We start from the raw sequence: 22,595 nt of genomic DNA, 5'->3' as shown, positions 1-22,595 counted from the left end.
ATTAAGGGGGAAGAGGATGAAACAGATTATTGCAATGGGCGGTGGTGGCTTTTCTATGGAACCTGATAACTTGTTGTTGGATCAATATATACTTGATCAATCACTGAAACCGAATCCGAGAATATGTTTTGTTTCTACAGCAAGCGGAGATCAGGATGGGTATATTCAACGGTTTTATCATGCTTTTCATTCTATGGCATGCAAACCCGATCATCTGGCACTATTTGATCCGCACTTTAAGGATCTTGAAGATTTCGTTATGTCCCAGGATATCTTGTATGTGGGCGGAGGAAGTACCCGGAATCTGCTTGTTTTATGGAAAGAATGGGGACTCGATCTTCTATTCAAAAGAGCATATGAAAACGGCACAGTCCTAGCAGGGCTAAGTGCTGGAGCAAATTGCTGGTTTGAAGAGGGATTGACGGATCCTTTAAATGGTCCGCTGTACAAAATAAGTGGACTTGGCTTTATTAAGGGAAGTAGTTGTCCTCATTATAATGGTGAGGAAAAGAGAAGACCGTCATTTCATAAACTTGTACGTTCTGGCAGTATGATGGCTGGGTTTGGCATGGAAGATGGGGCAGCCGTGCATTTTAAAGACGGACAAGTTTATAAATGCATCAGTTCAAGGCCTAATGCCAAGGTCTATTTTTTGGAGGAAAACGCAGGCAGAATCCATGAGGAACCTCTGCAAATGATGTACCTAAGAGGTCTGTCATGATTACACCGATTGCAGAGTTCCGGATTTAATGAGGATTTTTAGTAAGCAGGAAATAAATGCATCTTTTTTAAAGCTGTGCTAATACTAACCAAAAAGAGCAAGGGCAGGGTCATTTAATGGAAAAAAAGTTGCTGAAAGGCCTTTTTGGTTTGTGCGTGGTATTATTTCCTTTTGCAATGAAACGATCAGCTCTAAAAGAAGTGCTGATTATCTTTCTCGGGAAAGGCGTCATATCGACACTAATGGACGTGTTCTATGTCAGGACAAATAGAATTGCTTATCCTGTAAGACCTTTTCCGCACATTTATAAGACCAATATTCTGTACGATTTTCTATTTTTCCCGCTTTTAAGTGTTTTTTGGATCAGGCAGTGCTATAAAGACAGATTGCCGATGGTTTTGCTGAAAAGTCTGACATGGAGTGTGCCGATGTCCATTGGCCAGTGGTATTTAGAGAAAAAGACAAATCTTTTCCACTGGAAAAAATGGACGATTTTTCACACATTTGGATGCATCTCCTTTACCCTGCTAGCGATTCGCGCTCTTGTAGAGGTTGTCAAACGCAATGAACATAAATCTTCTGATGAAGATATGGGATCCTAAAGAGGTCCCGTTTTTTTTTTTTGCCGTTTTCTCATGTAAACCAAAGAAAATCTTCCATTATTTATGCAGAAATCATTATTAATATACGTTAATGCACGAAAGATAACCTGATTTGTGAATAAAAATGAGTTTTTCAGGCAAAAAACAGTTGTAATATTCAGAATTTATTTTATCATTACCTGTATGATAGGTATACAGCATGGAGGGGAGGATGAAGGCCTTTATTAAAAAACAGCTGGTGCATGAACTTGTGGTTGAAGAAGTAAAACAGTATATCCGGTCGCACAATATCCAAAAAGGGGACCTGCTTCCATCTATGGGCGAGCTTTCGGCCATATTTAAAGTTAGCAGGACGAGCATCAGGGAAGCGATGCGTCAGCTTGAAGCCATTCATTTTGTGGAAGTCATCAATGGAAAGGGGATTCTGGTGAAAGATGCTGATTTTCATCAGCTTCAGACGAGAATCCAGATTGACAGCGATCTGGAGTACTTGATGCATCTTTGCGATGTCAGGAGGGGCCTTGAGGGAAGGGCCATCGAACTTGCAGCATGCAACGTGACGACTTCACAGCTCGAGAAGATGGAACACCATCTGATGATTTTCAAAAAAGTGCGTATATTGACTGCTGAATCTGTACAGGCGGATTATTTGTTTCATCAGACGCTTTATGAAGCCTCGCATAATCCTGTACTCTTTAACATGATTATGACTGTGTACGATGATTTCTATTCATTCTGGGAGAAGCAGGAAGCGTTATCCTCTTTATTTGAAGAAACCTATCAGCTGCATGAGGATATTTTTCGCTGGATAAAAGAAAAAGACGGGACCAATGCAAAAGTGGCCTTTTATTTACTGCTGGATGTGCTAGAAGGAAAGATTACGGAATTACGATAAGGAAAAGGGGCAGAATTGATGGGAGAAAATTCAAACAGCAAAAGAGTTGCCAAGAAAGCACTGATTGCAAGTTTAATAGGAAGTTCAATTGAATGGTACGATTATTTTCTTTATGGAACAATCGCAGCTCTGATTTTTAGCAAGCTGTATTTTCCGTCTGGAGATCCGGTTGTCGGTTTGATGCTTGCGTATACGTCATTTGCATTGCCATTCTTTATCCGTCCGCTTGGAGGAATAATTTTCAGTCATATAGGGGATAAAATTGGACGGAAAAAGACACTCGTTATGACACTGTCACTTATGGGCGGTGCCACAGTTCTTATTGGACTTCTGCCTACATATGAATCAATCGGTATTTGGGCTCCAATCCTATTAATTCTTCTTCGACTTGTTCAGGGGCTTGGTATTGGAGGCGAGTGGGGTGGTGCATTGCTGCTTGCAACCGAATATGCACCGCCAAAAAAGAGAGGGTTTTTCGGAAGTATTCCTCAAATGGGTGTTACAATCGGCCTTCTTCTTGGTACGCTCTCGATTTCAGTCATGACGCTTCTGCCCAATGATCAATTTGAAGCCTGGGGATGGCGGGTACCATTTGTACTAAGTGCCTTATTAGTACTTCTTGGTTTATGGATCCGAAACGGCATAGATGAAACACCTGCATTTAAAGAAGCTAAAGAGTCAGGCACCATTTCGAAAGTTCCTCTTGTTGACACGTTTAAATATCATTGGAAAGAAGTTTTAATTGCTGTAGGTGCTAAGGTTGTCGAAACAGCTCCGTTTTATATATTCGGCACGTTCATCATTTCATATGCAACATCGAATTTGAATTTTGACCGAAGTGATACCTTAAATGCTGTCACAATTGCAACGTTCGTCACAACGATCATGATTCCTTTTATGGGCAAGCTTTCTGACAAAGTTGGTCGAAAACCTCTGTATATTGGGGGAACTATTGCTATGATTCTGTATGCATTCCCATATTTTTACTTGTTGTCACTTGATTCAGTATTCTGGTTGACAGTGGCTACTGTTATCGGCCTTGGCATTATATGGGCTCCTATTACAGCTGTTTTAGGTACGATGTTTTCTGAAATCTTCTCAACTAGCGTGCGCTATACAGGTGTAACAGTCGGTTATCAGCTGGGTGCAGCCCTTGCCGGAGGAACAGCGCCTCTGATTGCAACTGCCTTACTCAGCGCTTATAACAATTCATTTATTCCTGTTGCCGTCTATATGATTGCGGCTGCGATTATTTCACTTACAGCTGTTTTGTTTACTAAGGAAACGAGACCTGTGGAAACGGATGGAGAACCTCAATCAAAGGCAGTATAAATGGAAAATCAGGGAGGCAATCATCCATGCTTGTGCTAAATGAAGCGTTGATAAAGAAAATTTATTCTATGAAGGATTGTTTAAAGGATACCGAGCAGGCATTTAGATACTATCAATTAAAGCAGACAAAAGCTCCTGTCAGGATGTCAGTTTCATATCCGGAAATGAAGGCAGAAACTCTTTACATGCCGTCTTTCATAGAAGCAGAGAAATACATGTCTGTAAAAGTGGTCAGTATTTTCCCGAAAAATGCAGAGGAAGGCAGAGATGTGCTTCAAAGCGTGCTTTTGCTTACAGATGCGGTGACTGGAGAACATAAAGCCATAATGGGAGCGAGTTACCTTACAGTACTGCGGACAGGTGCATCAAGCGGTGCAGCAACTAAATATCTGTCAAGAAAGAACTCGAAAATTCTGGCAGTTATTGGATGCGGCGCACAGTCAATTGGACAGATTCAGGCTGTTATGTCTGTCAGGGAGATCAATGAAATCATTCTTTATAACCGGACGTCTGGCAAAGCTGAAGCATTAAGAGAAATCCTGCTTGAGCTTTATCCTGGTTGTCAGGTTTATATTGAAAGAAATCCAGATGCAGCTGTTCATAGAGCTGATATTGTAAATTGCAGTACAAAATCCTCTGTGCCGCTGTTCAACGGAGACATCATTAAACCTGGTACTCACATCAATGCGATAGGCTCCTACCTCCCTCATATGCAGGAAGTAGACTCTAAGACATTAAAAAAGAGCAGTAAAATTGTTGTTGATACAATTGAAGGGGTTTTACAAGAAGCGGGTGATTTTCTTATTCCTATAGCAAATAACGAGTGGCAGCCCCAGTCGATTTATGGAGAAATCAGTGAAATCATTTGCAGTGAAAAACCGGTCCGGACAGATGAGGATGAAATCACATTTTATAAATCAGTTGGAATTGGCTATTTAGATACGATGGCTGCTATCAGCATTTATAAAAAAGCAATAAAATCCGGATTAATCCAAGAGATAAATTTATAGAGAGCATGAAAATAGACCCTTGCACAACAAGGGTCTATTTTCTGTTTACTGGTTACCGGCCTTTTTTTCGCTCCCAGTCATACAAAAGTAAAATTCTGATTAACTGAATGTTTTCATCTTATGATAGAATGTAAATTGTAAAGATTTAAGAATAGTAGAAACTTTAGCCCTGTTTTTTTATAGTCAAGGGGATGGAGATCTTACATATGATTTTTTGCAAGAATCAGGGGTGCTTTTATATGACAGCTACAGATGAATTAATCCGGTTTCTAGATGAAAACATCTCAACTTTTATCTTTGCATGGCGGCAGAAAATTACCATTTCAGATGATGATCTGCATCAGGAAGAGGTAGAAAAAAACGGGATGAAAATGTACGAGCTTGTGAAAAAGACAATTGTTCAGCCGCTGAGTTCGGATGAAATCGATGTTCTTGCCAGCAAGGTCGCACTTGAAAGAGTAGAAGCTAATGTTAATATCGGCGATTTTATCAATAATGTTAACCTTGGCCGCCGGGAGGTTATCCGCTACATTGTGAGTTCCGGCATTTCCAGGGAAGAACTTCAGCCTTTTATCGAAGAGATTAACATCCTTTTTGATCAGTTTTCGTATTTTGCCGTAAAGAAGTACACTGAGGTAAAAGAAGAAATTCTGCAGGAGAAGATCTCATTTATTGATCAGAGCCATAAAGAGCGCCTGACGATTCTCGGGCAGATGTCTTCTAGCTTTGTTCATGAATTCCGTAATCCGCTGACGGCTGTAAAAGGGTTTATTAAATTAATGCAAAGCGATCATCCGGATTTGAAATACCTTGACATCATCAGCCATGAAGTTGACCAGCTGAATTTCCGCGTATCGCAGTTTCTGCATGCTTCCAAAAAAGAAACAATTGAGAGCAAGCGCGAAAAGTTAAAGCTTGGAGAGCTTTTTGATGAGGTGCTCGCCTTCATGTATCCCAGTCTGCTGGACGGGAGCGTCAAAGTGCAGGAGGGTCCTAAGAAAAATTCATCCGTTTATGCAAGCAGAGATGAACTGAGACAGGTGTTTTTAAATCTGATGCTCAATTCCATTGACGCTCTTCAGAAGGTTAACGCCAACAGAACGATAACCATTGATTTTAAAGAAGACAGCAGCACGGCATACGTACATATTTCAAATAACGGACCGATGATTCCCCAAAAACAGATTGAAACGATTTTTGAGCCCTTTTTTACAACGAAAGAACTGGGCACGGGGATCGGCCTTTATATTTGCAGGAAAATTATCGAAAGTCACGGCGGGAGGATTTCTTGCCGGTCAGATGAAAGGACGACAGCATTTACGATCGCCCTCCCTATAAGTACTTCATAAATGGCCTGAATCTCTTCAGGCCATTTACGATCGCCCTCCCTATAAGTACTTCATAAATGGCCTGAATCTCTTCAGGCTTATTTTAAATTTGTGACGAGCTTTGATGTAATGACCGCCATAAAAAGAGTACTTACGATAAACCCCGTGAGCATTTCGGAAGCTGCCACAATGTTTGAGATCACACCAATAGAGGTAATGTCCCCGAAGCCAGTAGTTGTAAAGGTCGTTATACTGTAATATAAAAAATCATTGCCGGACAAGTGGTCACCTGAGAATTTAAAGGCTTTGTCACCGAAAAATCCATAAATTTGAAAATAAAGATTCGCGTATGATGTTACGATAAGCATGAGAAGAAGACCTGAACCAATAAAAATGTTCTGCAGCCTTTCTTCCGTTTTTGGTACAGCCACGATAAATTCAAACAGGAAATAAAAACAGACAGCAAGGACAGTTGTAGTGAGAGTGATCATGATTATACTGGAAGCCGTGATTTCAAACATGGACTCAACGACAAGCAGGCTGATCATCAGAACGTTTAGGATTAGATAAAGAAAGAGCTTTTTTTTAGTAAAATCATATTTCGAAAACATGAAATCCCTCTATTTTCCGTCATGTTCATTATTTTCCCCCCGCATTGTCATCTGATGCAGTCAGATTGTCAGTACCTTCTGCTTGTAAGTTCTTCTCTCATGCTTAATAATATTTATATCTTTGTTTTTGACATCACTAAGGAAAAGGAGATGAACTCCATGCAGCTTAGAGTTTCGGCCGTTCAGTATGATCTGCGCACAATTCACTCATTTAAGGAATTTGCAGATCAGGTTGAGCACTATATTAAAACCGCAGAGGAATTTGGAACGGATTTTGTTCTTTTTCCCGAATTTTTCACTACTCAGCTTATGTCTATCGGCAATGCTGAGGGACAGGCACTGTCAATTGATGAACTTCCTGATTATACAGAACAGTATCTGGAGCTTTTTAAAGGTCTCGCAGCAAGTACAGGCATGCATATCATCGCCGGGACACATGTAATCAAAAAAGAAGGGCGCCTATATAATGTTGCTCATCTGTTTTATCCGGACGGACGGGTGGCAGAGCAGGCAAAGCTCCACATCACGCCGACTGAAGTTCATGAATGGGATATGACGCCGGGTGACGACCTCCAGGTGTTTGAAACGGATAAAGGGACCATTGCCATGCTGACGTGTTATGACATTGAATTTCCTGAAATCGTGCGGATCGCAAAAGCGAAAGGTGCTGATGTGATTTTCTGCCCTTCATGTACAGACGACCGCCACGGATTTCACCGCGTCCGCTACACAAGCCATGCGCGCGCGATTGAAAATCAGGTGTACGTTGTGACGACCGGTACTGTCGGCTCGCTGCCGACTGTCGATTTCATGAGAGGGAATTTCGGTCAGGCTGCCATCATCACACCGAATGATGTGCCGTTCCCTCCAAAGGGGCTGGCTGCAGAAGGCGAAATTAATCAGCCGATGATCGTAACCGCTGACCTCGATTTAGAGCTTCTTTATAAAGTGCGTGCAAGCGGATCGGTTACAACCTGGCGCGACCGCCGCACCGATTTATATCCCGATTGGGAAGCCAAGCAGGGGGACCGTACGCTGCTGTAAGGAGGAGAATCCTTGTACAGAAAAGAATTTTTTGTTTTCGAAGACAGTGTTCCTGTTAAAGCAGTTGTAAGAAGCTATGAAAAAAATGACTTTGATTCACTGATTCAAATTCAAAAGGAAAGTTTTCCGCCGCCGTTTCCGCCTGATCTATGGTGGAAAAAGGAACAGCTTGAGCAGCATGTGCATTTGTTTCCGGAAGGTGCTCTCTGTATAGAAGCAGATGGAGAAATCGCAGGATCAATGACAGCTCTGCGCGTATACTTTGATCCTGCCCGCCCCCATCATACGTGGGAAGACATAACCGACAGCGGCTATATCACCCGAAGCCACAAGCCGGACGGAGATACGCTCTATGTTGTTGATATTAGCGTCAGGCCAAAGTTCAGAAAGCTGGGTCTTGGGAAATGGCTTATGTTTTCCATGTATGAAACGGTTGTGAAGCTTAACCTGAAGCGGCTGGTTGGCGGAGGAAGAATGCCGGGTTACAGACAGCACTCAGATCATCTCACTCCTGAGGAGTATTTAGAGGAAGTAGTGAAAGGAAACCTGAAAGACCCCGTCCTGACGTTTCTGCTTAGATGCGGAAGAACTCCGCTTTCTGTCATCCCTGACTATCTTGAAGATGATGAATCATGCAACTTTGCCGCCCTGATGGAATGGAAAAATCCATTTAATAGGTAGGCGAGGCTGCTTAAAATCCCAGGTTCAGGCCTGGGATTTTTTTTATTCAATCAATCAGGTATTTTAATGTTCTGACTATGAGCAATCCGGTTTACAAATGATTAAAGACGCGTTAAGGTAATAGCACATGTTATTCCGACTAAATTTATATGAAAAGGAGTTTTAAATATGGCTGAAACAGCAATTCATTCACCTTTAAGGGCTAAAACAACCGTTGTATCTGAAATGAAGCCTGTTCAAAAACCGCTCGTTGCGGCGGGATTGCTTGCAGCGGTTCTATTATTTGCAGCCATTTTACTGGCAGCGGGAGGCACACAGAGCGTTCTGTATATAATCGGATTGCTTCTTGGTGCAACTTTGCTTCATGCACGATTCGGCTTTACTTCTGCCTTTAGACGACTCGTTTCTGTAGGGAATGTTCAGGGTCTTCAGGCTCATATGCTGATGCTCGCCATAGCATCCGTCTTATTTGCCGTCATATTAAGCACAGGTTTCAGTTTTACAGGAACAGCTCCGGCAGGATACGTATCTCCTGTAGGGGTAAGTGTTATCGTAGGCGCATTTATGTTCGGCATTGGCATGCAGCTTGGCAACGGCTGTGCTTCAGGAACGCTCTATTCAGTGGGCGGCGGATCATCATCCATGATCCTGACCCTTGTATCCTTTATTGCAGGATCTGTTATTGGAGCCTACCATTTTACTTTCTGGATGGAAGATATGCCGGCCCTTCCGCCGGTCTCTCTAGCAACATCCACGGGTCTCGGCTATGGCGGTGCACTGATCGTCCAGCTTGCCGTATTTGCTCTTATTTACTGGATCACCATACAGATTGCCAAAAAGAAAAATCCGCCTATGATGAAACAGCTTCCTACTGTAAAGGGCTGGAAAAAGATTCTCCGCGGATCATGGCCGCTATTTGCAGCAGCGATCATTCTTGCGCTGCTTAATGCATTGACACTGTCTATCAGGGGAAACCCTTGGGGCATCACATCAGCTTTTGCCCTTTGGGGTGGAAAAGCATTGATGGCCGCAGGAATTGACGTTTCATCTTGGGGTTATTTCACCGGTGCAAACGGAGCAGCATTAACAAAAACCGTTCTTGCGGATTCAACAAGCGTAATGAATTTCGGCATCATCCTTGGCGCATTTATTTCTGCAGCCGCGCAAGGAACGTTTAAGCCGGGAAAAATTAAACCTGGTGTAGCAGGTGCATCCATTATCGGCGGCCTGCTTATGGGCTATGGCGCCCGTCTTGCTTTCGGCTGTAACATCGGTGCCTATTTTGGAGGAATTGCTTCATTCAGTCTTCATGGATGGGTTTGGATGGTCATGGCTATGCTTGGAACATTCCTCGCCTTATTTATCCGGCCGATTTTCGGACTGAAAAACCCTAAACCAACAGATTCTATTTGCTGAGAACTCTCATTCCTGAGAGTTCTTTTTTAGTGCAATCGATCTAATGTGGATTTGCCTGAAGTCTTTTTCATTTACGAAACCGCTTTCTTCTATTACGATACTAAAGAAGACTACAAAGGAGGAAATACATATGACGTATCAAGCTAATTCCGATCGCTATGAATCGATGACGTATAACCGCTGCGGGAATTCCGGGTTGCTGCTGCCTGCAATCTCGCTTGGGCTTTGGCATAATTTCGGCGGAGTGGACACCTTTGAAAATGGACGTGCCATGCTGCGCCGTGCTTTTGACCTTGGGATTACTCATTTTGATCTTGCCAATAATTACGGACCGCCGCCTGGATCTGCTGAAGAAATGTTCGGACAGCTTCTTAAAACGGATTTCGCGCCATATAGAGATGAGCTGATCATATCATCCAAGGCCGGGTACAGGATGTGGGACGGGCCATATGGTGAATGGGGTTCAAAGAAATATCTGATTTCAAGTCTTGATCAAAGCTTAAAGAGAATGGGACTGGATTATGTAGATATTTTTTATTCTCACCGGCCGGATCCTCATACGCCGCTCGAAGAAACAATGGGAGCACTCGATCAAATTATCCGTCAGGGAAAAGCCCTGTACGTCGGAATATCAAGTTATTCTGCTGAGCAGACAGAGGAAGCGGTGAAAATCCTGAACCGTCTTGGAACACCGCTATTAATTCACCAGCCAAGCTATTCCATGCTGAACCGCTGGATTGAAGACGGATTGCAGGACGTGCTTCAGGAAAATAAAGTTGGTTCAATTGCATTTTGCCCTCTTGAGCAAGGTCTCCTTACTAATAAATACGTCGGAGGCGTTCCTCAGGAATCACGCGCTGCAAAAGCAACGGGAGCACTTCAGGAAGAGCGCGTAACAGAAGAGCTTGTCGGTAAAATTAAGAAGCTGAACGAACTGGCTGCAAAACGCGGACAGAATCTTGCACAAATGGCATTGGCATGGGTTCTCAGGGAAGGCCGTGTAACTTCTGCCTTGATCGGAGCGAGCAAAGTGAGCCAGATTGAAGAAAATGTGGCGGCTCTGGGTCATCTTGAATTTACTAAAGACGAACTCTCACAGATTGAAAGCATTTTGTCAGAATAGTATTTAGGCAGCCTTGCAACCTTTGCAGGGCTTTCTTTATCCGTTTTTATAAAAAAATTCTGCGTCTAAAAAAGGATTTTAAGTGCGGAAGACTAATTAGTCAATATAATGACAGTTTTTTTATATCAACTATAAGTGAAGGCTGGTGATTGTTTTGAATGAGATCAGAGTTGGAATGGTTGGGTATAAGTTTATGGGAAAGGCTCACAGTCTAGGTTATCGAAATGTGCCTTTTTTCTTTCCTGACAGATCAAAGCCTGTTCTGAAGGCAATCGCAGGAAGAAACGAAGAAGGTGTTATGAAAGCTGCTAAAGAACTTGGTTTTGAGAGCTATGAAACAGATTGGAGAGAATTAATCAAACGAGATGACATTGATTTAATTGATATAGTGACTCCAAATCATTCTCATGCTGAAATTGCCATAGCTGCCGCAGAAGCAGGAAAACATGTCATTTGTGAGAAGCCTCTAGCTCTAAATGCGGAGGAAGCTGAGAGAATGCTTGCAGCCGCAGAAAAAAACGGTGTTGTTCATATGATTTCCCATAATTACCGCTTTGCTCCTGCCGTTCAATATGCCAAAAAGCTGATTGAAGAGGGAAGGCTCGGAAAAATCTATCATGTCAGGGCTACCTATTTGCAGGACTGGCTCATGGATCCTGATTTTCCGATTGCATGGAGGCTGAAAAAAGAAATAACAGGATCTGGAGCCCTCGGTGATATTGGTGCACACATCATTGACCTCACAAGGTTTTTAGTAGGAGAAATGATAGAAGTCGTTGGGGCTATGGAAACCTTTATAAAAGAAAGGCCGATTGAAAATGAGCCTGGAAAAACGGGCATAGTGGATGTAGACGATGCTGCTTCGTTTATTGCAAGATTTGAAAACGGGGCGATGGGGGTTTTTGAAGCAACCCGTTTCGCAGCCGGCAGCAGAAACCGAAATTGTTTTGAGATTAATGGCGAATATGGATCGATTAAATGGGACCTTGAAAATATGAACAACCTTCATGTTTATTTATCGGAAGATGACGAAGGCCTGCAGGGCTTCAGGGTCATCAATTGCACAGAGGAAGTGCATCCGTTTGCTGATGCTTATTGGCCGGCCGGTCATATTATTGGATATGAGCATACGTTCGTCAATTTAATATCAGAACTAATGGAAGCGATTTCAAAAAAGAAATCCCAAAAACCTGATTTCTTTGACGGGCTTCAAAATCAGCTCATTCTTGATGCGATTGAACAGTCAGCCATAGATAAAAAGTGGGTTAGCATCCCACAGAGAACAAAACAGATCGGGGTGTAATCTTTCGATAAAATTTTCTTTTCTTACCCGCTTAAAGTTGTTATATTGAATATAACAACCATAGAAAGGTGACGATATGACAACTTTTAACCCTCTTTATCTGAAGGTGTATCAATCTCTGTTGAATCAAATAAAAAGCGGTACGCTTAAGCATGGTGAAAAAGTGCCTTCTGAGAAAGAATTGGCAGAGCAATTTGAAGTGAGCAGAATTACATCAAAAAAAGCACTCGATCTCTTATCAGAAGAACATTATATTGAAAGAATTCAGGGTAAGGGTTCGTTTGTTACGCATGCCGGCTCGGGGACGGATACTGCACCTCCTCCTGAACGCATAAGTCACTCCCGCAAATTGATCGGCTTTATTCTCCCCGGGTTTGATGAAAGCTACGGAATGGATCTTGTAAAAGGGATTGAAAAACATTGCAGTGACTATGGCTTTACGGTTTTGTTCAAATTGAGCTACGGGAAAAAAGAAGTAGAGGAACGTGCTGTTAATGAATTTCTTGACATCGGGGCAGAGGGCCTGATTGTTTTTCCTGTACATGGAGAGCATGTGAACAACAAATTGCTTGAGCTTGTTTCAAGAAATTTCCCCGTTGTTCTGATTGACCGCTTTATTAAAGGGATACCAGCTTCATTTGTCTGCACGGACCATCAAAAAGCAGCAGGAGAGCTCACTGCTCATCTCTTTGACCTGGGTCATAAAGAAATTGGCTTTTTGTCTCCGCCGCCGGACGGCACGACAGCCATTGAAGAACGCATCATGGGATTTCAGCTTGCGCATTCTGAGTTCGGTGTAAAACTGAACCGAGAATATATACTGACTGAGATAAAAAACAGCATGCCTATTCATAGTGCAGGCAATCCAGACATTTTTAAGGAAGACATCCATAAACTCGATTCTTATTTTGCAAAGCACAAAAACCTTACAGCTGTGGCTGCGTGCGAGCATTCGATTGCAGAACTCGCGGTTGAAAGACTGCGTGCAGCGGGCAGAAAAGTCCCTGAAGATATTTCTGTCGTCTGCTTTGATTCTCCCGGCAATGGCCGAATTCATTTCACTCATATTAAGCAGGATGAATGGACAATATCCTTTAATGCGGTAAATCTTCTGATGCAAAAGATGTCTGATCACAAGTTTGCAGTTCAGCATATCTTTGTTCCTCACAAAGTCGTAGAGGGTGAAACAGAAAAACCAATGCATCGCGTTACGTACTAGGCCTGAATATGCAGGCCTATTTTTTATTTTTATAAAATTCGGAAAAATAGGTTGACTTATAAATTATCAACCAATTAATATATTAACTATAAAACATATCAACATGACAAGTCATTATGTTATTTGTAAGCGCTTTTATAACTTTGGAGGGAGGTTGTGTTCACAGTTTTCCATTCATTTAAAACAGGGGGAGTTTTGATGAAGTGTGTAAAAAGTTTACTTATAGTAATGATTTGTTTTTTGCTTGTCGCAGCAGGCTGCAGCTCTGAATCATCTTCTAGTAAAAGCGAAGACGGAAAAACGACCATCACATTTTGGCATCCGATGACAGATATTACAGGTGATGCTGTAAATGAGGTTGTAAAAGCATTTGAAAAAAAACATCCGGATATTAACGTCAAGTCTGTTTACATTGCCAACCAGGGTGAAGGATCCAACGAAAAACTCCTGTCCTCTATTGCGGGTGGAAATCCCCCGGATGTTGCCTATTTTGACCGCTTTGAAATTGCTTCGTGGGCCGCACAGGGTTCACTTGAAGATTTAAGTGATCTTGCTGAAAAAGATAAGATTACAAAAGACCAGTTCTACCCTTTTTCATGGGAAGAAGCGTCATATGAAAATAAACTTTACGGACTGCCGACCACTACAGATTCAAGGCTCGTCTACTACAATAAAAAACATTTCGAAAAAGCCGGGCTTGATCCGGAAAATCCTCCAAAAACAATTGCTGAACTCGAAGATGCAGCAGAAAAATTGACGATTAAAGACGGAAAACGCTTTTCACAGATCGGTTTCATTCCATGGCTTGATCAAGGCTGGTTCTATGGATGGGGCTGGGCTTTCGGGGGGGATTTCTACGATCCTGAAACAAAAGAAGTAACTGCTGACGATCCGAAAAATGTTGAAGCGCTTCAATGGATTGCAGATTATGCAAAGAAATACAACATTGAAGACATTACAGCTTTTACGAATTCACAGGGTACAGGCGCGATGGATCCGTTCTTAACAGAGCAGATCAGCATGAAAATCAGCGGGCCATGGACGGTTTCGGCCATTAATAAATTTAAGCCTCACCTTGAATACGGCGTATTCCCGATACCAACTCCGACAGGCGATAACTACTCGACTTGGTCAGGAGGCTGGTCTGTCGTCATCCCTAAAGGAGCAAAAGAGAAAGAAGCAGCCTGGGAATTCCTTAAGTTCTTCAGCGGAGAAGAGGGGCAGAAAATCTTCAGCGGCATTGCCAAAGATTTCTCAATTAAAGATTCTGTTAATGAAGAATTAGGCTATAAAGATGACCCGATCCTAAATGAGTTTGTTGAGATCCTGCCATCAAGCAATCACAGACCGGTTATGACTCAGGGAACTCTTTACTGGAATGAATTAGCGAGTGCCGTGGAAAATGCAACACGGGGAAATGGCGAGCCTGATGAACTTCTTAAAAAAGTAAATGAAAAAGTGGAGAAAGCATTGAAATAAAAGGCCTGGGGGATTCTTGCTCCAAAGAATCCCCTCTGTTAAGGAGGGAAGTAAGAATGCAGCAGCCCGAACTGAGCACATCGGTTACCGCTAATAAGGCAGCAGCTGTTAAAAAGAAAAAATGGAGAAAGAAAACATCTTTTTACGGCTGGTTATTTGTTGCACCATGGATTCTTGGTCTTATTATTTTTTACGCTTTTCCTTTAATCTCTTCCATTTATTTCAGTTTCACGACTTACAGCATTCTTCAGCCCGGCGAGTTCGTCGGCCTTCAAAATTACAGGGATTTGATGAATGATGATTTGTTTTGGAAATCTGTAGCCAATACGATTTATTTCGCCGCTTTATATGTTCCATTAAGCATTATTTTCGGAGTATGTCTTGCCATGGTACTGAATTTGAAGATCAGAGGCATGACCGTATACAGAACGATTTTTTTCCTCCCGACACTAGTGCCTCAAGTAGCGCTTGCTGTTCTGTGGATGTGGCTGCTTAATCCGCAGTTTGGGCTTGTCAATGGAATGCTTGACCTTTTTGGCATTCAAGGACCCGCATGGCTCGGAAGCGAAACGTGGTCAAAACCTTCCATCGTGATCATGTCATTATGGGGAATCGGTCAGGCAGTTGTCATTTATCTTGCGGGACTGACAGATATTTCGGAAGACTACTACGATGCTGCAGAAGTGGACGGTGCGAACTGGTTTCAAAAGACAGTGCATATCACTCTTCCGCTTTTAACGCCTGTTATCTTTTTTAACCTTGTAATGGGAGTCATCGGTGCTTTCCAGCAGTTTGCTTTGCCTTATGCTCTTACTGGCGGGCAGGGAACTCCCGCAAATTCTCTGACGTTCTATGTCATGTATCTCTATGACAATGGATTTAAATTTTTCAAAATGGGCTATGCGTCTGCCATGGCATGGATCTTGTTTGCCATCATCATGCTTCTGACAGCTGTTATTTTTTCTACCTCAAAACGCTGGGTTCACTATCAGGGCAAATAAGGAGGGAATGAAATGAAGAAAAAAACGTCAAAAAGCATTTTTGCGCATACCGTGCTGATTATCATGTCTGTCTTTTTCCTTGTGCCGTTTATCTGGATGCTGTCGACCTCTCTCAAAGATCAGACGCAGATTTTCACGTTCCCTCCTGAATGGCTGCCATCGCCGCTTAAATGGAGCAACTATGGGGATGCAATTGATTATATTCCGTTTTTTACTTATTTGAAAAATACGGTTGTCATCACAGTGTTCAGCACGATTGGAGCTGTGATTACGTGTCCGCTTGTTGCGTATGGATTTGCAAAGCTTAAGTTTAAAGGCAGCAATGCGCTTTTTATTATCACGATTGCGGTGATGATGATTCCAGGTCAGGTGACTATGATCCCTTTGTTTATCTTATTTGAAAAGCTGGGGTGGGTGGGAAGTCCGCTGCCTTTAATTGTTCCGGTCTTTTTCGGGGTACCTTTTTACATATTCCTCCTCAGGCAGTTCTTTCTCGGACTTCCTGATACGCTTATGGACGCAGCAAGAATTGACGGAGCAGGCGAGTTCAGAATCTACTGGCAGATTATGCTGCCGCTTGCAAAACCAGCGGTTCTCGCAGTCGGATTGTTTCAGTTCATGGGCAGCTGGACAGATTTTCTCGGTCCGCTCCTGTATTTGACAGATGAAGCTTCTTATACCCTGTCGCTTGGTCTGCAGCAATTCCAAAGCCAGCGGGGAACAGAGTGGGGTTTAATGATGGCTGTGTCGACATTAATGACGCTGCCGATTATCCTGCTGTTTTTCTTCCTTCAAAAAACGTTTATTAAAGGAATCACCTTCAGCGGCATTAAAGGATAAAACACATTTACAAATAGAAAGGAATGGTGAAGTATGATGAAGAATAAAATCGGCATGAGAATTCCTCCGCATTTCACATCAGAAGGACTTGAGTACACAGCGAAATGGGCAAAAGAAAACGGGATCGGCGTTCTTGATCTTCCTTATTTAGATCAAGATGTTCAAACCATTCTGGCCGATTATGGTCTTGAAGCGGGCTCCATTGATGGAAGAGGAGCAGTAGGGGGTACAGCCTTGCTCAGCGAAAATGAAGAAAAACGCGCTCAGGCTGTTTTAGCCCTAAAAAATCAATTTCAGGAAATCTCTTCATTAGGCGGAAAAGTGATTTTTATGTGTCTCGTCCCTGAAAACAGTCTTCAGCCTGTCAGCCGCTCGCTTGAGATTTGGAAACAGACGTTTCCTGAAGTGGTAAAGCACGCAGAGAAAAACGATTTATACATCGCGCTTGAAGGATGGCCGGGTCCTGCACCGCTTTTCCCGACACTGGGCGCTACTCCTGAAGTTCTCAGGTATATGTTGAAAGAAGTCTCTTCAAACCATTTTGGAATCAATTATGACCCGTCCCATTTGGTCAGGCTCGGAATTGATCCGCTGAAGTTCCTGGAAGAGTTCGGCTCGAAGGTGCTGTATTGCCATGGGAAAGATACATTGCTTCTCCAGCAGGAACAGTATGATGCCGGACACTTGCCTTCCGTTTTTGGCGCTAAGTATGATTTTTCAGAAGGGCCGTGGAGATACACAATTCCGGGCGAAGGTGAAGTTGACTGGAAAAAAACAGCTGCAAAACTTGAACAGCTTGGATACGCGGGACCTGTCAGCATAGAGCTTGAAGATCACAACTACTGGGGGTCGCTTGCTAAAGAGCAAGAGGGAATCAAAAAAGCTAAAGACTATTTAAAAACAACTTTTCAGAAAGAGAAAACGGAGGGAATCGCTAATGTCAACCATTAAAATTGGAATTATCGGAAGCGGCGGAATTGCCGTCCTTCATGCAAAAGCCTATCAGCAAATGAAAGATGTAACCATTGCAGCAGTGGCTGATGTTGTTCCTGGAAAAGCGCAGGAATTTATTCAGATGCTTGGAATTGAAGGTGCTCAAGCGTTTGACAATCACCTGGATCTTCTGGAGCTTGATCTTGATGGTGTAAGTGTCTGTACACCAAACGTCACACATCACCGAACAAGCATTGATTCGCTGCTCGCCGGCAAACATGTTTTAGTTGAAAAACCGCTCGCAGTCACTCTCCAGCAATCGATTGACATGGTTGAAACAGCACGCCGTACGGGGAAAATGCTGTCGGTTGGATTTCAGCCGCGCTATGATCCGAATATGAAAAACATCAAAGAAATCATTCAATCCGGCCAGCTCGGGGATGTGTACTACATACAGACTGGCGGCGGAAGAAGAAGAGGCATGCCTGGCGGAACTTTTATAAATAAAGATCTTGCCGGTGCAGGAGCCATGGCTGATATTGGCTGCTATTCACTCGACCTTGCCTTGCATGCACTGAATTATCCTAAGCCGCTGACCGTTTCAGCCTACACATCCAATCATTTCGGAACAAATCCACTCTATCATCATGAAGCAGATCGATTTGAAGTAGAAGATTTTGGTGTGGCGATGGTCAGACTTGAAGGCGGAAAAGTGCTGAACTTTAAAATTTCCTGGGCGATGCATATGGATTCACTCGGCCCGACGCTGTTTCTCGGCAAAGATGCGGGACTCAAACTTACACCTGCAGGAACGGGACCGTGGAGCGGTGTGTGGGACGGCGGCATAGGGAGCATTTCCATGTTCCATGATATAGCCGGTCAGCATGCTGAGACGACAATCCCGGTAATTGACCACAAGATTGATATTTTCCATGAAAAAGTAAGAGACTTCGTAGCAGCAATCATTGAGCAGCGTCCTGCCCCGATCCCTGCAGAGGAAATTTTGATTAACCAGGCAATCATCGATGGCATTCTGCGCTCCTCTGAACAGGGGCGTGAAGTGGAGATTAATGTTCCTGTGTTTGCGTAATTAGGTGCACCCCTCACGATGTGGAGGGGTGTTTTTTGATGTGTTCTTGATGGTGGCAATAGGCGGTTTAGGTCCATTAAATGTGGGAAGTCTATTCTTGATGGCACTCTTCTGTCAGCTTAGAACCATTAAAACTGGAATCTGAGTTCTTGGTGGCACTTATCCAGCGGAAAGGAACCATTAAAACTAGAATCTGAGTTCTTGGTGGTACTTATCCAGCAAAAAGGAACTACCAAAAGTGAAATCCGCGTTCTTGGTGGCACTTATCCAACAGAAAGGAACCATCAAAACTGGAATCTGAGTTCTTGGTGGTACTTATCCAACAGTTTAGAAGCATCAATACTGAAATCTTTGATCTTGATAGCACTTATCCAGCAGAAAGGAACCATCAAAAGTGAAATTTGCGTTCTTGATGGCACTTATCCAGCAGAAAGGAACCATTAAAAAAGAGATTTGCGTTCTTGATGGCACTTATGCAGCAGAAAGGAACCATCAAAACTGAAATCTGTGTTCTTGGTGGCACTTATCCAACAGTTTAGAACCACCAAAACTGAAATCTTTGATCTTGATAGCACTTATCCCGCAGTCTAAAACACCAAAATCAAATTCTCTTTACTTGTTGGCGCTATTCAAACAGCATCACACCGAACATACCAGTACTTATCACACAATCCATCACAAACCTTATCATTTGATAATTTTTTTCGGGGCAAGCATACTTAATCATAAATGATGCGAAGGAGTGAACAAAATGAAAGCAGTAGGTCTGTACAAGTATTTGCCGATTGAACATGAGGAGAGCCTGATTGATCTGGAAATGGAAAAACCAAAGCCGCAGGGCAGAGATTTGCTTGTGGAGGTTAAAGCCATTTCTATTAACCCGGTTGATACGAAGGTCCGTGCGCCAAAGGATCAAACAGAAGAAACGCCTAAAATTCTTGGGTGGGATGCGAGCGGAATCGTCGTCGAATGCGGTCCAGAGTGCACGGATTTTAAACCCGGAGATGAAGTGTATTATGCGGGCAGTATTACAAGACAGGGTTCTTACAGTGAATTTCAGCTGGTTGATGAACGGATAACTGGTAGAAAGCCCGCTAATCTCTCGTTTCCGGAAGCGGCAGCTCTTCCTTTAACTGCGATTACAGCCTATGAAGGTCTTTTTGACAGAATGGGCATTGATCCCGATGACCGCAGCAGAAATCAGCAGAAATCCGTGCTGATTATTGGCGGGGCGGGCGGTGTCGGCTCAATAGCTGTTCAGCTGGCAAAATGGGCAGGGCTTCATGTCATTGCAACCGCATCACGCGAAGAAACGGTAAAATGGGTAAAGGAACATGGAGCAGATGCTGTGATTAACCATCATCACCCGATGAAAAAACAGATTGAGGATCTCAGCCTCGCTGACCCTGACTATATTTTCTGCCTGAACAACACAGACCAGCACTGGGAAGGGATGAGTGAAATCATCAAGCCCCAGGGAACGGTCTGCTCAATTGTGGAGAATAAAGAGCCTCTTGACTTGAATCTTCTTAAAAACAAGAGTGCTGCATTTGTATGGGAGTTTATGTTCACTAGAGCGATGTTTGAAACAGAAGATATGGATCAGCAGCAGGTCCTCTTGAACAGAATCAGCAAACTGATTGAAGATGGGGCATTAAAAACAACAGTGAACGAAACATTAAGCCCTATTAATGCCGATAACCTGAAAAAAGCCCATGAAAAGATTGAATCCGGAAATACAATTGGAAAAATCGTTCTTCAAGATTTCTAAAAACAGCCTTAGGGCTGTTTTTTCAGTAAATTCAAAAAATAATTGAAGTCTGTCGAATTGAGTGTTTTAATAGAGTTATAACTTGTCAGATATGTGATATCCGAAAAGGAAGGAGGGGCGAAACGTGCAAATTGAAAAAATTGTCACAAAGAAGGTTTCTGAAACGGTGAGCGAGCAGCTGGAACACTTGATTGCTTCAGGGTCGATTTCTCCCGGCGAGAAACTTCCTTCTGTGAGAGAGCTCTGCGATCAGTTCGGGGTCGGACGCTCTGCAGTCCGTGATGCGATAACTATTTTAAAAGGTAAGGGTTTAGTTACCGTGAAGCAGGGGGAAGGCACCTATGTAACCCCTTTTGACTCTTCCAGGATCTTTAATCAGAACCTCTACTTTTCTGACCCGAAAAAGGTGACTGAGCTTTTTCAAGTACGAAAAATCGTGGAGACAGGAATGGCTGAAATGGCTGCAGGCAGCAGGAGCGATCGTGATCTTGCTGAGATGAAGCATATATTGGATTCACCCGGAGATTCACCATGGGAAGATGATTACCGTTTTCATTCGGCGATTGCAAAAGCGACGGGCAATCCGCTTCTGATGCAGTTTGTTACCTTCATTTCAGAAACGATTAAACACTCAATGATTGACTTTCACCGGTTTATACAAAACATCCCGGAAACCGTCAAAACGATTTCCGAACACCACGAGCAAATCTTCGAGAGCATTTCTTCAGGACATTCCAGTCAGGCAAAAGCCTGCATGCTGGAACATTTAACATTCGTAGAATCCATCCTTCATAAGAGTCTGCACCAGAACCAATCCTCATAGACTGACAGCAGAATAACCTGATTCCATTCCTGTTTGCTGCAATGACTTATTTATTGAAGGAGGAAGGTTCATGCCGGCAGACTTAACGGCGATCTTGCCAGATGAAAAAGTGCTTCATAAAACAGAATGGAACCACTTGCTTGGAAATAACGGCGACATCACCGTTTTTCCGACCACAGAGGAAGAAATTTCAGAAGTCGTCCGTTACGCAAGTGACCATGGAAAAAAGATCTCCATTATCGGCGGCGGAACGAAGAGGGGGTTTGGCGGATTATCAGATTCGGCAGACATATTGCTCTCTTTGTCCAATTACAAAGGGATAACAGAACATACACCTGGAGATATGACCGTGACAGTTAGAGCGGGTACGCCGTTTAAAGAACTGCAAAGCTTTCTGGCACAATTCGGGCAGATGGTGTCACTTGATCCATCCTGGCCGGAATATGCAACAATCGGCGGAATTGTCGCCGCAAATGAGAGCGGTCCCAAAAGGCTTGGATACGGATCGGCACGTGATTCGGTCATCGGGCTGCGCATCGTTTATCCAGACGGGAAAGTCATACGCTCCGGAGGCAGGGTCGTAAAAAACGTGGCAGGCTACGATATGAACAAGCTGTTCGTCGGATCAATGGGGACGTTGGGCGTTCTATCAGAAGTTACATTAAAACTAAGGCCGCTCCCTGCCTGTCAATGCCTTGTGCTGCTTTCCTATCCTGAAGAAATGCAGGAAGCGATGAGAACGTTTTCCGTTCAGCTGCTCGATTCAGCGCTTGAACCTGTTGCACTGGAACTATTAAATCCCGCTTTATCCAAACGCTTAACTGGACAGAAAGTGAATACACTGGCTGTGAGCTTTGAAGATTTCGAGCCTTCTGTCCGCTATCAGGAAGAAGTTCTGAAAAAATTGGTTCCAGAACATGTGCAGATGGCCATTTTACCTGAAGGTGAGACAGTGAAATTTTGGGAACGCTTTTACACAGCTGCTCCAAATGCTTATACGCGCAAGCCAGGTTCAGTTACAGAGGCATCACTTAAGGTCGGGCTAAAAAACCTGGATGTATTTAAACTTATGGAGATGGTGGCGAAATCAGCAGGCACTTCACCTGAAGTCCACGGAGGCTTAGGTCACGGATTGTCGAAAGTTCATTTGCGAGGCAGCAGCCAGGATGTGCTTACCATGATTGAAGCGGTCAGAGCTTTAGCAAAGGATCTCGGCGGCTACGCCATCGTTACCCATTTGCCTTATGCCATGCGACACAAAACAGAGGTATGGGGCGAAAAACCGGATTATTTTTTCCTCATTGAAGGCATTAAAAAAGCGGTTGATCCTCATTCAGTTTTAAATGATAAACGCTATTTGGGAGGAATCTGAC

General features: G+C 43.3%; 21 protein-coding genes. 20 read left to right on the top strand and 1 reads right to left on the bottom strand.

Features of this window, described 5'->3' with window-relative positions; translation table 11 throughout:
* The first annotated feature begins 16 nt into the window (after positions 1-16).
* The 6 genes from ACTSEZ_RS06200 (at position 17) to ACTSEZ_RS06175 (ending at position 5,909) form a co-directional block, all read left to right on the top strand.
* Positions 17-721, top strand: coding sequence for a Type 1 glutamine amidotransferase-like domain-containing protein (locus ACTSEZ_RS06200; RefSeq protein ID WP_369733309.1), 705 nt, complete (start codon positions 17-19; stop codon positions 719-721).
* A 116-nt stretch (positions 722-837) separates the two neighbouring features.
* The gene (locus tag ACTSEZ_RS06195; protein ID WP_369733308.1) at positions 838-1,323 is read left to right on the top strand and encodes a CBO0543 family protein; all 486 of its coding nucleotides are present in this window, start codon (positions 838-840) and stop codon (positions 1,321-1,323) included.
* Positions 1,324-1,534: 211 nt separating this feature from the next.
* Entirely contained in the window at positions 1,535-2,218 is a 684-nt protein-coding gene (locus ACTSEZ_RS06190; protein ID WP_369733307.1) for a FadR/GntR family transcriptional regulator, read from the top strand.
* 18 nt (positions 2,219-2,236) lie between these two features.
* Positions 2,237-3,550: an MFS transporter gene (locus ACTSEZ_RS06185; protein ID WP_369733306.1), complete on the top strand. Its 1,314-nt coding sequence runs from the start codon at positions 2,237-2,239 to the stop codon at positions 3,548-3,550.
* A 26-nt stretch (positions 3,551-3,576) separates the two neighbouring features.
* Positions 3,577-4,560 carry an ornithine cyclodeaminase family protein gene (locus ACTSEZ_RS06180; protein ID WP_369733305.1) on the top strand — a complete coding sequence of 328 codons (984 nt, stop codon included), beginning with the start codon at positions 3,577-3,579 and terminating at the stop codon, positions 4,558-4,560.
* Between the two features lie 239 nt (positions 4,561-4,799).
* A complete protein-coding gene (locus tag ACTSEZ_RS06175; protein ID WP_369733304.1) occupies positions 4,800-5,909 on the top strand; it encodes a histidine kinase N-terminal domain-containing protein in 1,110 nt (369 codons plus the stop codon).
* Positions 5,910-5,986: 77 nt separating this feature from the next.
* Here the strand turns inward: ACTSEZ_RS06175 and ACTSEZ_RS06170 are convergent, their stop codons facing one another.
* Positions 5,987-6,499 (bottom strand): ion channel, encoded by a 513-nt coding sequence (locus tag ACTSEZ_RS06170; RefSeq protein ID WP_369733303.1) that lies wholly within the window; start codon positions 6,497-6,499, stop codon positions 5,987-5,989.
* Positions 6,500-6,658: 159 nt separating this feature from the next.
* Here ACTSEZ_RS06170 and ACTSEZ_RS06165 point away from each other — a divergent pair, with 159 nt between their 5' ends.
* From ACTSEZ_RS06165 to ACTSEZ_RS06100, 14 genes are all read left to right on the top strand, one after another.
* A complete protein-coding gene (locus ACTSEZ_RS06165; RefSeq protein WP_369733302.1) occupies positions 6,659-7,543 on the top strand; it encodes a carbon-nitrogen hydrolase family protein in 885 nt (294 codons plus the stop codon).
* A gap of 12 nt (positions 7,544-7,555) precedes the next feature.
* A complete protein-coding gene (locus ACTSEZ_RS06160) occupies positions 7,556-8,224 on the top strand; it encodes a GNAT family N-acetyltransferase (RefSeq protein WP_369733301.1) in 669 nt (222 codons plus the stop codon).
* A gap of 168 nt (positions 8,225-8,392) precedes the next feature.
* A complete protein-coding gene (locus ACTSEZ_RS06155; RefSeq protein ID WP_369733300.1) occupies positions 8,393-9,640 on the top strand; it encodes a YeeE/YedE family protein in 1,248 nt (415 codons plus the stop codon).
* Between the two features lie 130 nt (positions 9,641-9,770).
* On the top strand, positions 9,771-10,763 hold the full coding sequence (mgrA, locus tag ACTSEZ_RS06150) for an L-glyceraldehyde 3-phosphate reductase (RefSeq protein WP_369733299.1): 993 nt from the start codon (positions 9,771-9,773) through the stop codon (positions 10,761-10,763).
* Between the two features lie 148 nt (positions 10,764-10,911).
* Positions 10,912-12,066, top strand: coding sequence for a Gfo/Idh/MocA family protein (locus ACTSEZ_RS06145; protein ID WP_369734061.1), 1,155 nt, complete (start codon positions 10,912-10,914; stop codon positions 12,064-12,066).
* Between the two features lie 76 nt (positions 12,067-12,142).
* A complete protein-coding gene (locus ACTSEZ_RS06140) occupies positions 12,143-13,285 on the top strand; it encodes a GntR family transcriptional regulator (protein ID WP_369733298.1) in 1,143 nt (380 codons plus the stop codon).
* Positions 13,286-13,483: 198 nt separating this feature from the next.
* Positions 13,484-14,764, top strand: coding sequence for an ABC transporter substrate-binding protein (locus ACTSEZ_RS06135; RefSeq protein WP_369733297.1), 1,281 nt, complete (start codon positions 13,484-13,486; stop codon positions 14,762-14,764).
* A gap of 56 nt (positions 14,765-14,820) precedes the next feature.
* A complete protein-coding gene (locus ACTSEZ_RS06130; RefSeq protein ID WP_369733296.1) occupies positions 14,821-15,765 on the top strand; it encodes a carbohydrate ABC transporter permease in 945 nt (314 codons plus the stop codon).
* Between the two features lie 12 nt (positions 15,766-15,777).
* Entirely contained in the window at positions 15,778-16,605 is an 828-nt protein-coding gene (locus ACTSEZ_RS06125) for a carbohydrate ABC transporter permease (RefSeq protein WP_369733295.1), read from the top strand.
* Positions 16,606-16,638: 33 nt separating this feature from the next.
* On the top strand, positions 16,639-17,556 hold the full coding sequence (locus ACTSEZ_RS06120; protein WP_369733294.1) for a sugar phosphate isomerase/epimerase family protein: 918 nt from the start codon (positions 16,639-16,641) through the stop codon (positions 17,554-17,556).
* Positions 17,543-18,628 carry a Gfo/Idh/MocA family protein gene (locus ACTSEZ_RS06115; protein WP_369733293.1) on the top strand — a complete coding sequence of 362 codons (1,086 nt, stop codon included), beginning with the start codon at positions 17,543-17,545 and terminating at the stop codon, positions 18,626-18,628. Before ACTSEZ_RS06120 ends, ACTSEZ_RS06115 begins: the two co-directional genes overlap by 14 nt.
* Before the next feature lie 751 nt (positions 18,629-19,379).
* Positions 19,380-20,399, top strand: coding sequence for a zinc-binding alcohol dehydrogenase family protein (locus tag ACTSEZ_RS06110; RefSeq protein ID WP_369733292.1), 1,020 nt, complete (start codon positions 19,380-19,382; stop codon positions 20,397-20,399).
* Positions 20,400-20,523: 124 nt separating this feature from the next.
* Positions 20,524-21,222, top strand: a complete 699-nt coding sequence (locus ACTSEZ_RS06105; protein WP_369733291.1) for a FadR/GntR family transcriptional regulator — start codon at positions 20,524-20,526, stop codon at positions 21,220-21,222.
* 70 nt (positions 21,223-21,292) lie between these two features.
* Positions 21,293-22,594: an FAD-binding oxidoreductase gene (locus ACTSEZ_RS06100; RefSeq protein ID WP_369733290.1), complete on the top strand. Its 1,302-nt coding sequence runs from the start codon at positions 21,293-21,295 to the stop codon at positions 22,592-22,594.
* Position 22,595: the final 1 nt, after the last annotated feature.

It is taken from the genome of Metabacillus mesotrionivorans (assembly GCF_052171315.1).
Classification (GTDB): domain Bacteria; phylum Bacillota; class Bacilli; order Bacillales; family Bacillaceae; genus Bacillus_P.
The sequence above is the reverse complement of the archived record's forward strand: the minus strand, read 5'-3'. Positions and strand labels throughout refer to the sequence as shown.

What these genes read in the sequence shown, in the direction of transcription:
- ACTSEZ_RS06130 (WP_369733296.1), top strand. Translation starts at nt 14,821, where the DNA reads ATGCAGCAGCCCGAACTGAGCACATCGGTTACCGCTAATAAGGCAGCA.
- ACTSEZ_RS06165 (WP_369733302.1), top strand. Translation starts at nt 6,659, where the DNA reads ATGCAGCTTAGAGTTTCGGCCGTTCAGTATGATCTGCGCACAATTCAC.
- ACTSEZ_RS06115 (WP_369733293.1), top strand. Translation starts at nt 17,543, where the DNA reads ATGTCAACCATTAAAATTGGAATTATCGGAAGCGGCGGAATTGCCGTC.
- ACTSEZ_RS06170 (WP_369733303.1), bottom strand. Translation starts at nt 6,499, where the DNA reads ATGTTTTCGAAATATGATTTTACTAAAAAAAAGCTCTTTCTTTATCTA.
- ACTSEZ_RS06155 (WP_369733300.1), top strand. Translation starts at nt 8,393, where the DNA reads ATGGCTGAAACAGCAATTCATTCACCTTTAAGGGCTAAAACAACCGTT.
- ACTSEZ_RS06175 (WP_369733304.1), top strand. Translation starts at nt 4,800, where the DNA reads ATGACAGCTACAGATGAATTAATCCGGTTTCTAGATGAAAACATCTCA.
- ACTSEZ_RS06135 (WP_369733297.1), top strand. Translation starts at nt 13,484, where the DNA reads ATGAAGTGTGTAAAAAGTTTACTTATAGTAATGATTTGTTTTTTGCTT.
- ACTSEZ_RS06110 (WP_369733292.1), top strand. Translation starts at nt 19,380, where the DNA reads ATGAAAGCAGTAGGTCTGTACAAGTATTTGCCGATTGAACATGAGGAG.
- ACTSEZ_RS06185 (WP_369733306.1), top strand. Translation starts at nt 2,237, where the DNA reads ATGGGAGAAAATTCAAACAGCAAAAGAGTTGCCAAGAAAGCACTGATT.
- ACTSEZ_RS06190 (WP_369733307.1), top strand. Translation starts at nt 1,535, where the DNA reads ATGAAGGCCTTTATTAAAAAACAGCTGGTGCATGAACTTGTGGTTGAA.
- ACTSEZ_RS06100 (WP_369733290.1), top strand. Translation starts at nt 21,293, where the DNA reads ATGCCGGCAGACTTAACGGCGATCTTGCCAGATGAAAAAGTGCTTCAT.
- mgrA (WP_369733299.1), top strand. Translation starts at nt 9,771, where the DNA reads ATGACGTATCAAGCTAATTCCGATCGCTATGAATCGATGACGTATAAC.
- ACTSEZ_RS06120 (WP_369733294.1), top strand. Translation starts at nt 16,639, where the DNA reads ATGATGAAGAATAAAATCGGCATGAGAATTCCTCCGCATTTCACATCA.
- ACTSEZ_RS06180 (WP_369733305.1), top strand. Translation starts at nt 3,577, where the DNA reads ATGCTTGTGCTAAATGAAGCGTTGATAAAGAAAATTTATTCTATGAAG.
- ACTSEZ_RS06125 (WP_369733295.1), top strand. Translation starts at nt 15,778, where the DNA reads ATGAAGAAAAAAACGTCAAAAAGCATTTTTGCGCATACCGTGCTGATT.
- ACTSEZ_RS06200 (WP_369733309.1), top strand. Translation starts at nt 17, where the DNA reads ATGAAACAGATTATTGCAATGGGCGGTGGTGGCTTTTCTATGGAACCT.
- ACTSEZ_RS06140 (WP_369733298.1), top strand. Translation starts at nt 12,143, where the DNA reads ATGACAACTTTTAACCCTCTTTATCTGAAGGTGTATCAATCTCTGTTG.
- ACTSEZ_RS06195 (WP_369733308.1), top strand. Translation starts at nt 838, where the DNA reads ATGGAAAAAAAGTTGCTGAAAGGCCTTTTTGGTTTGTGCGTGGTATTA.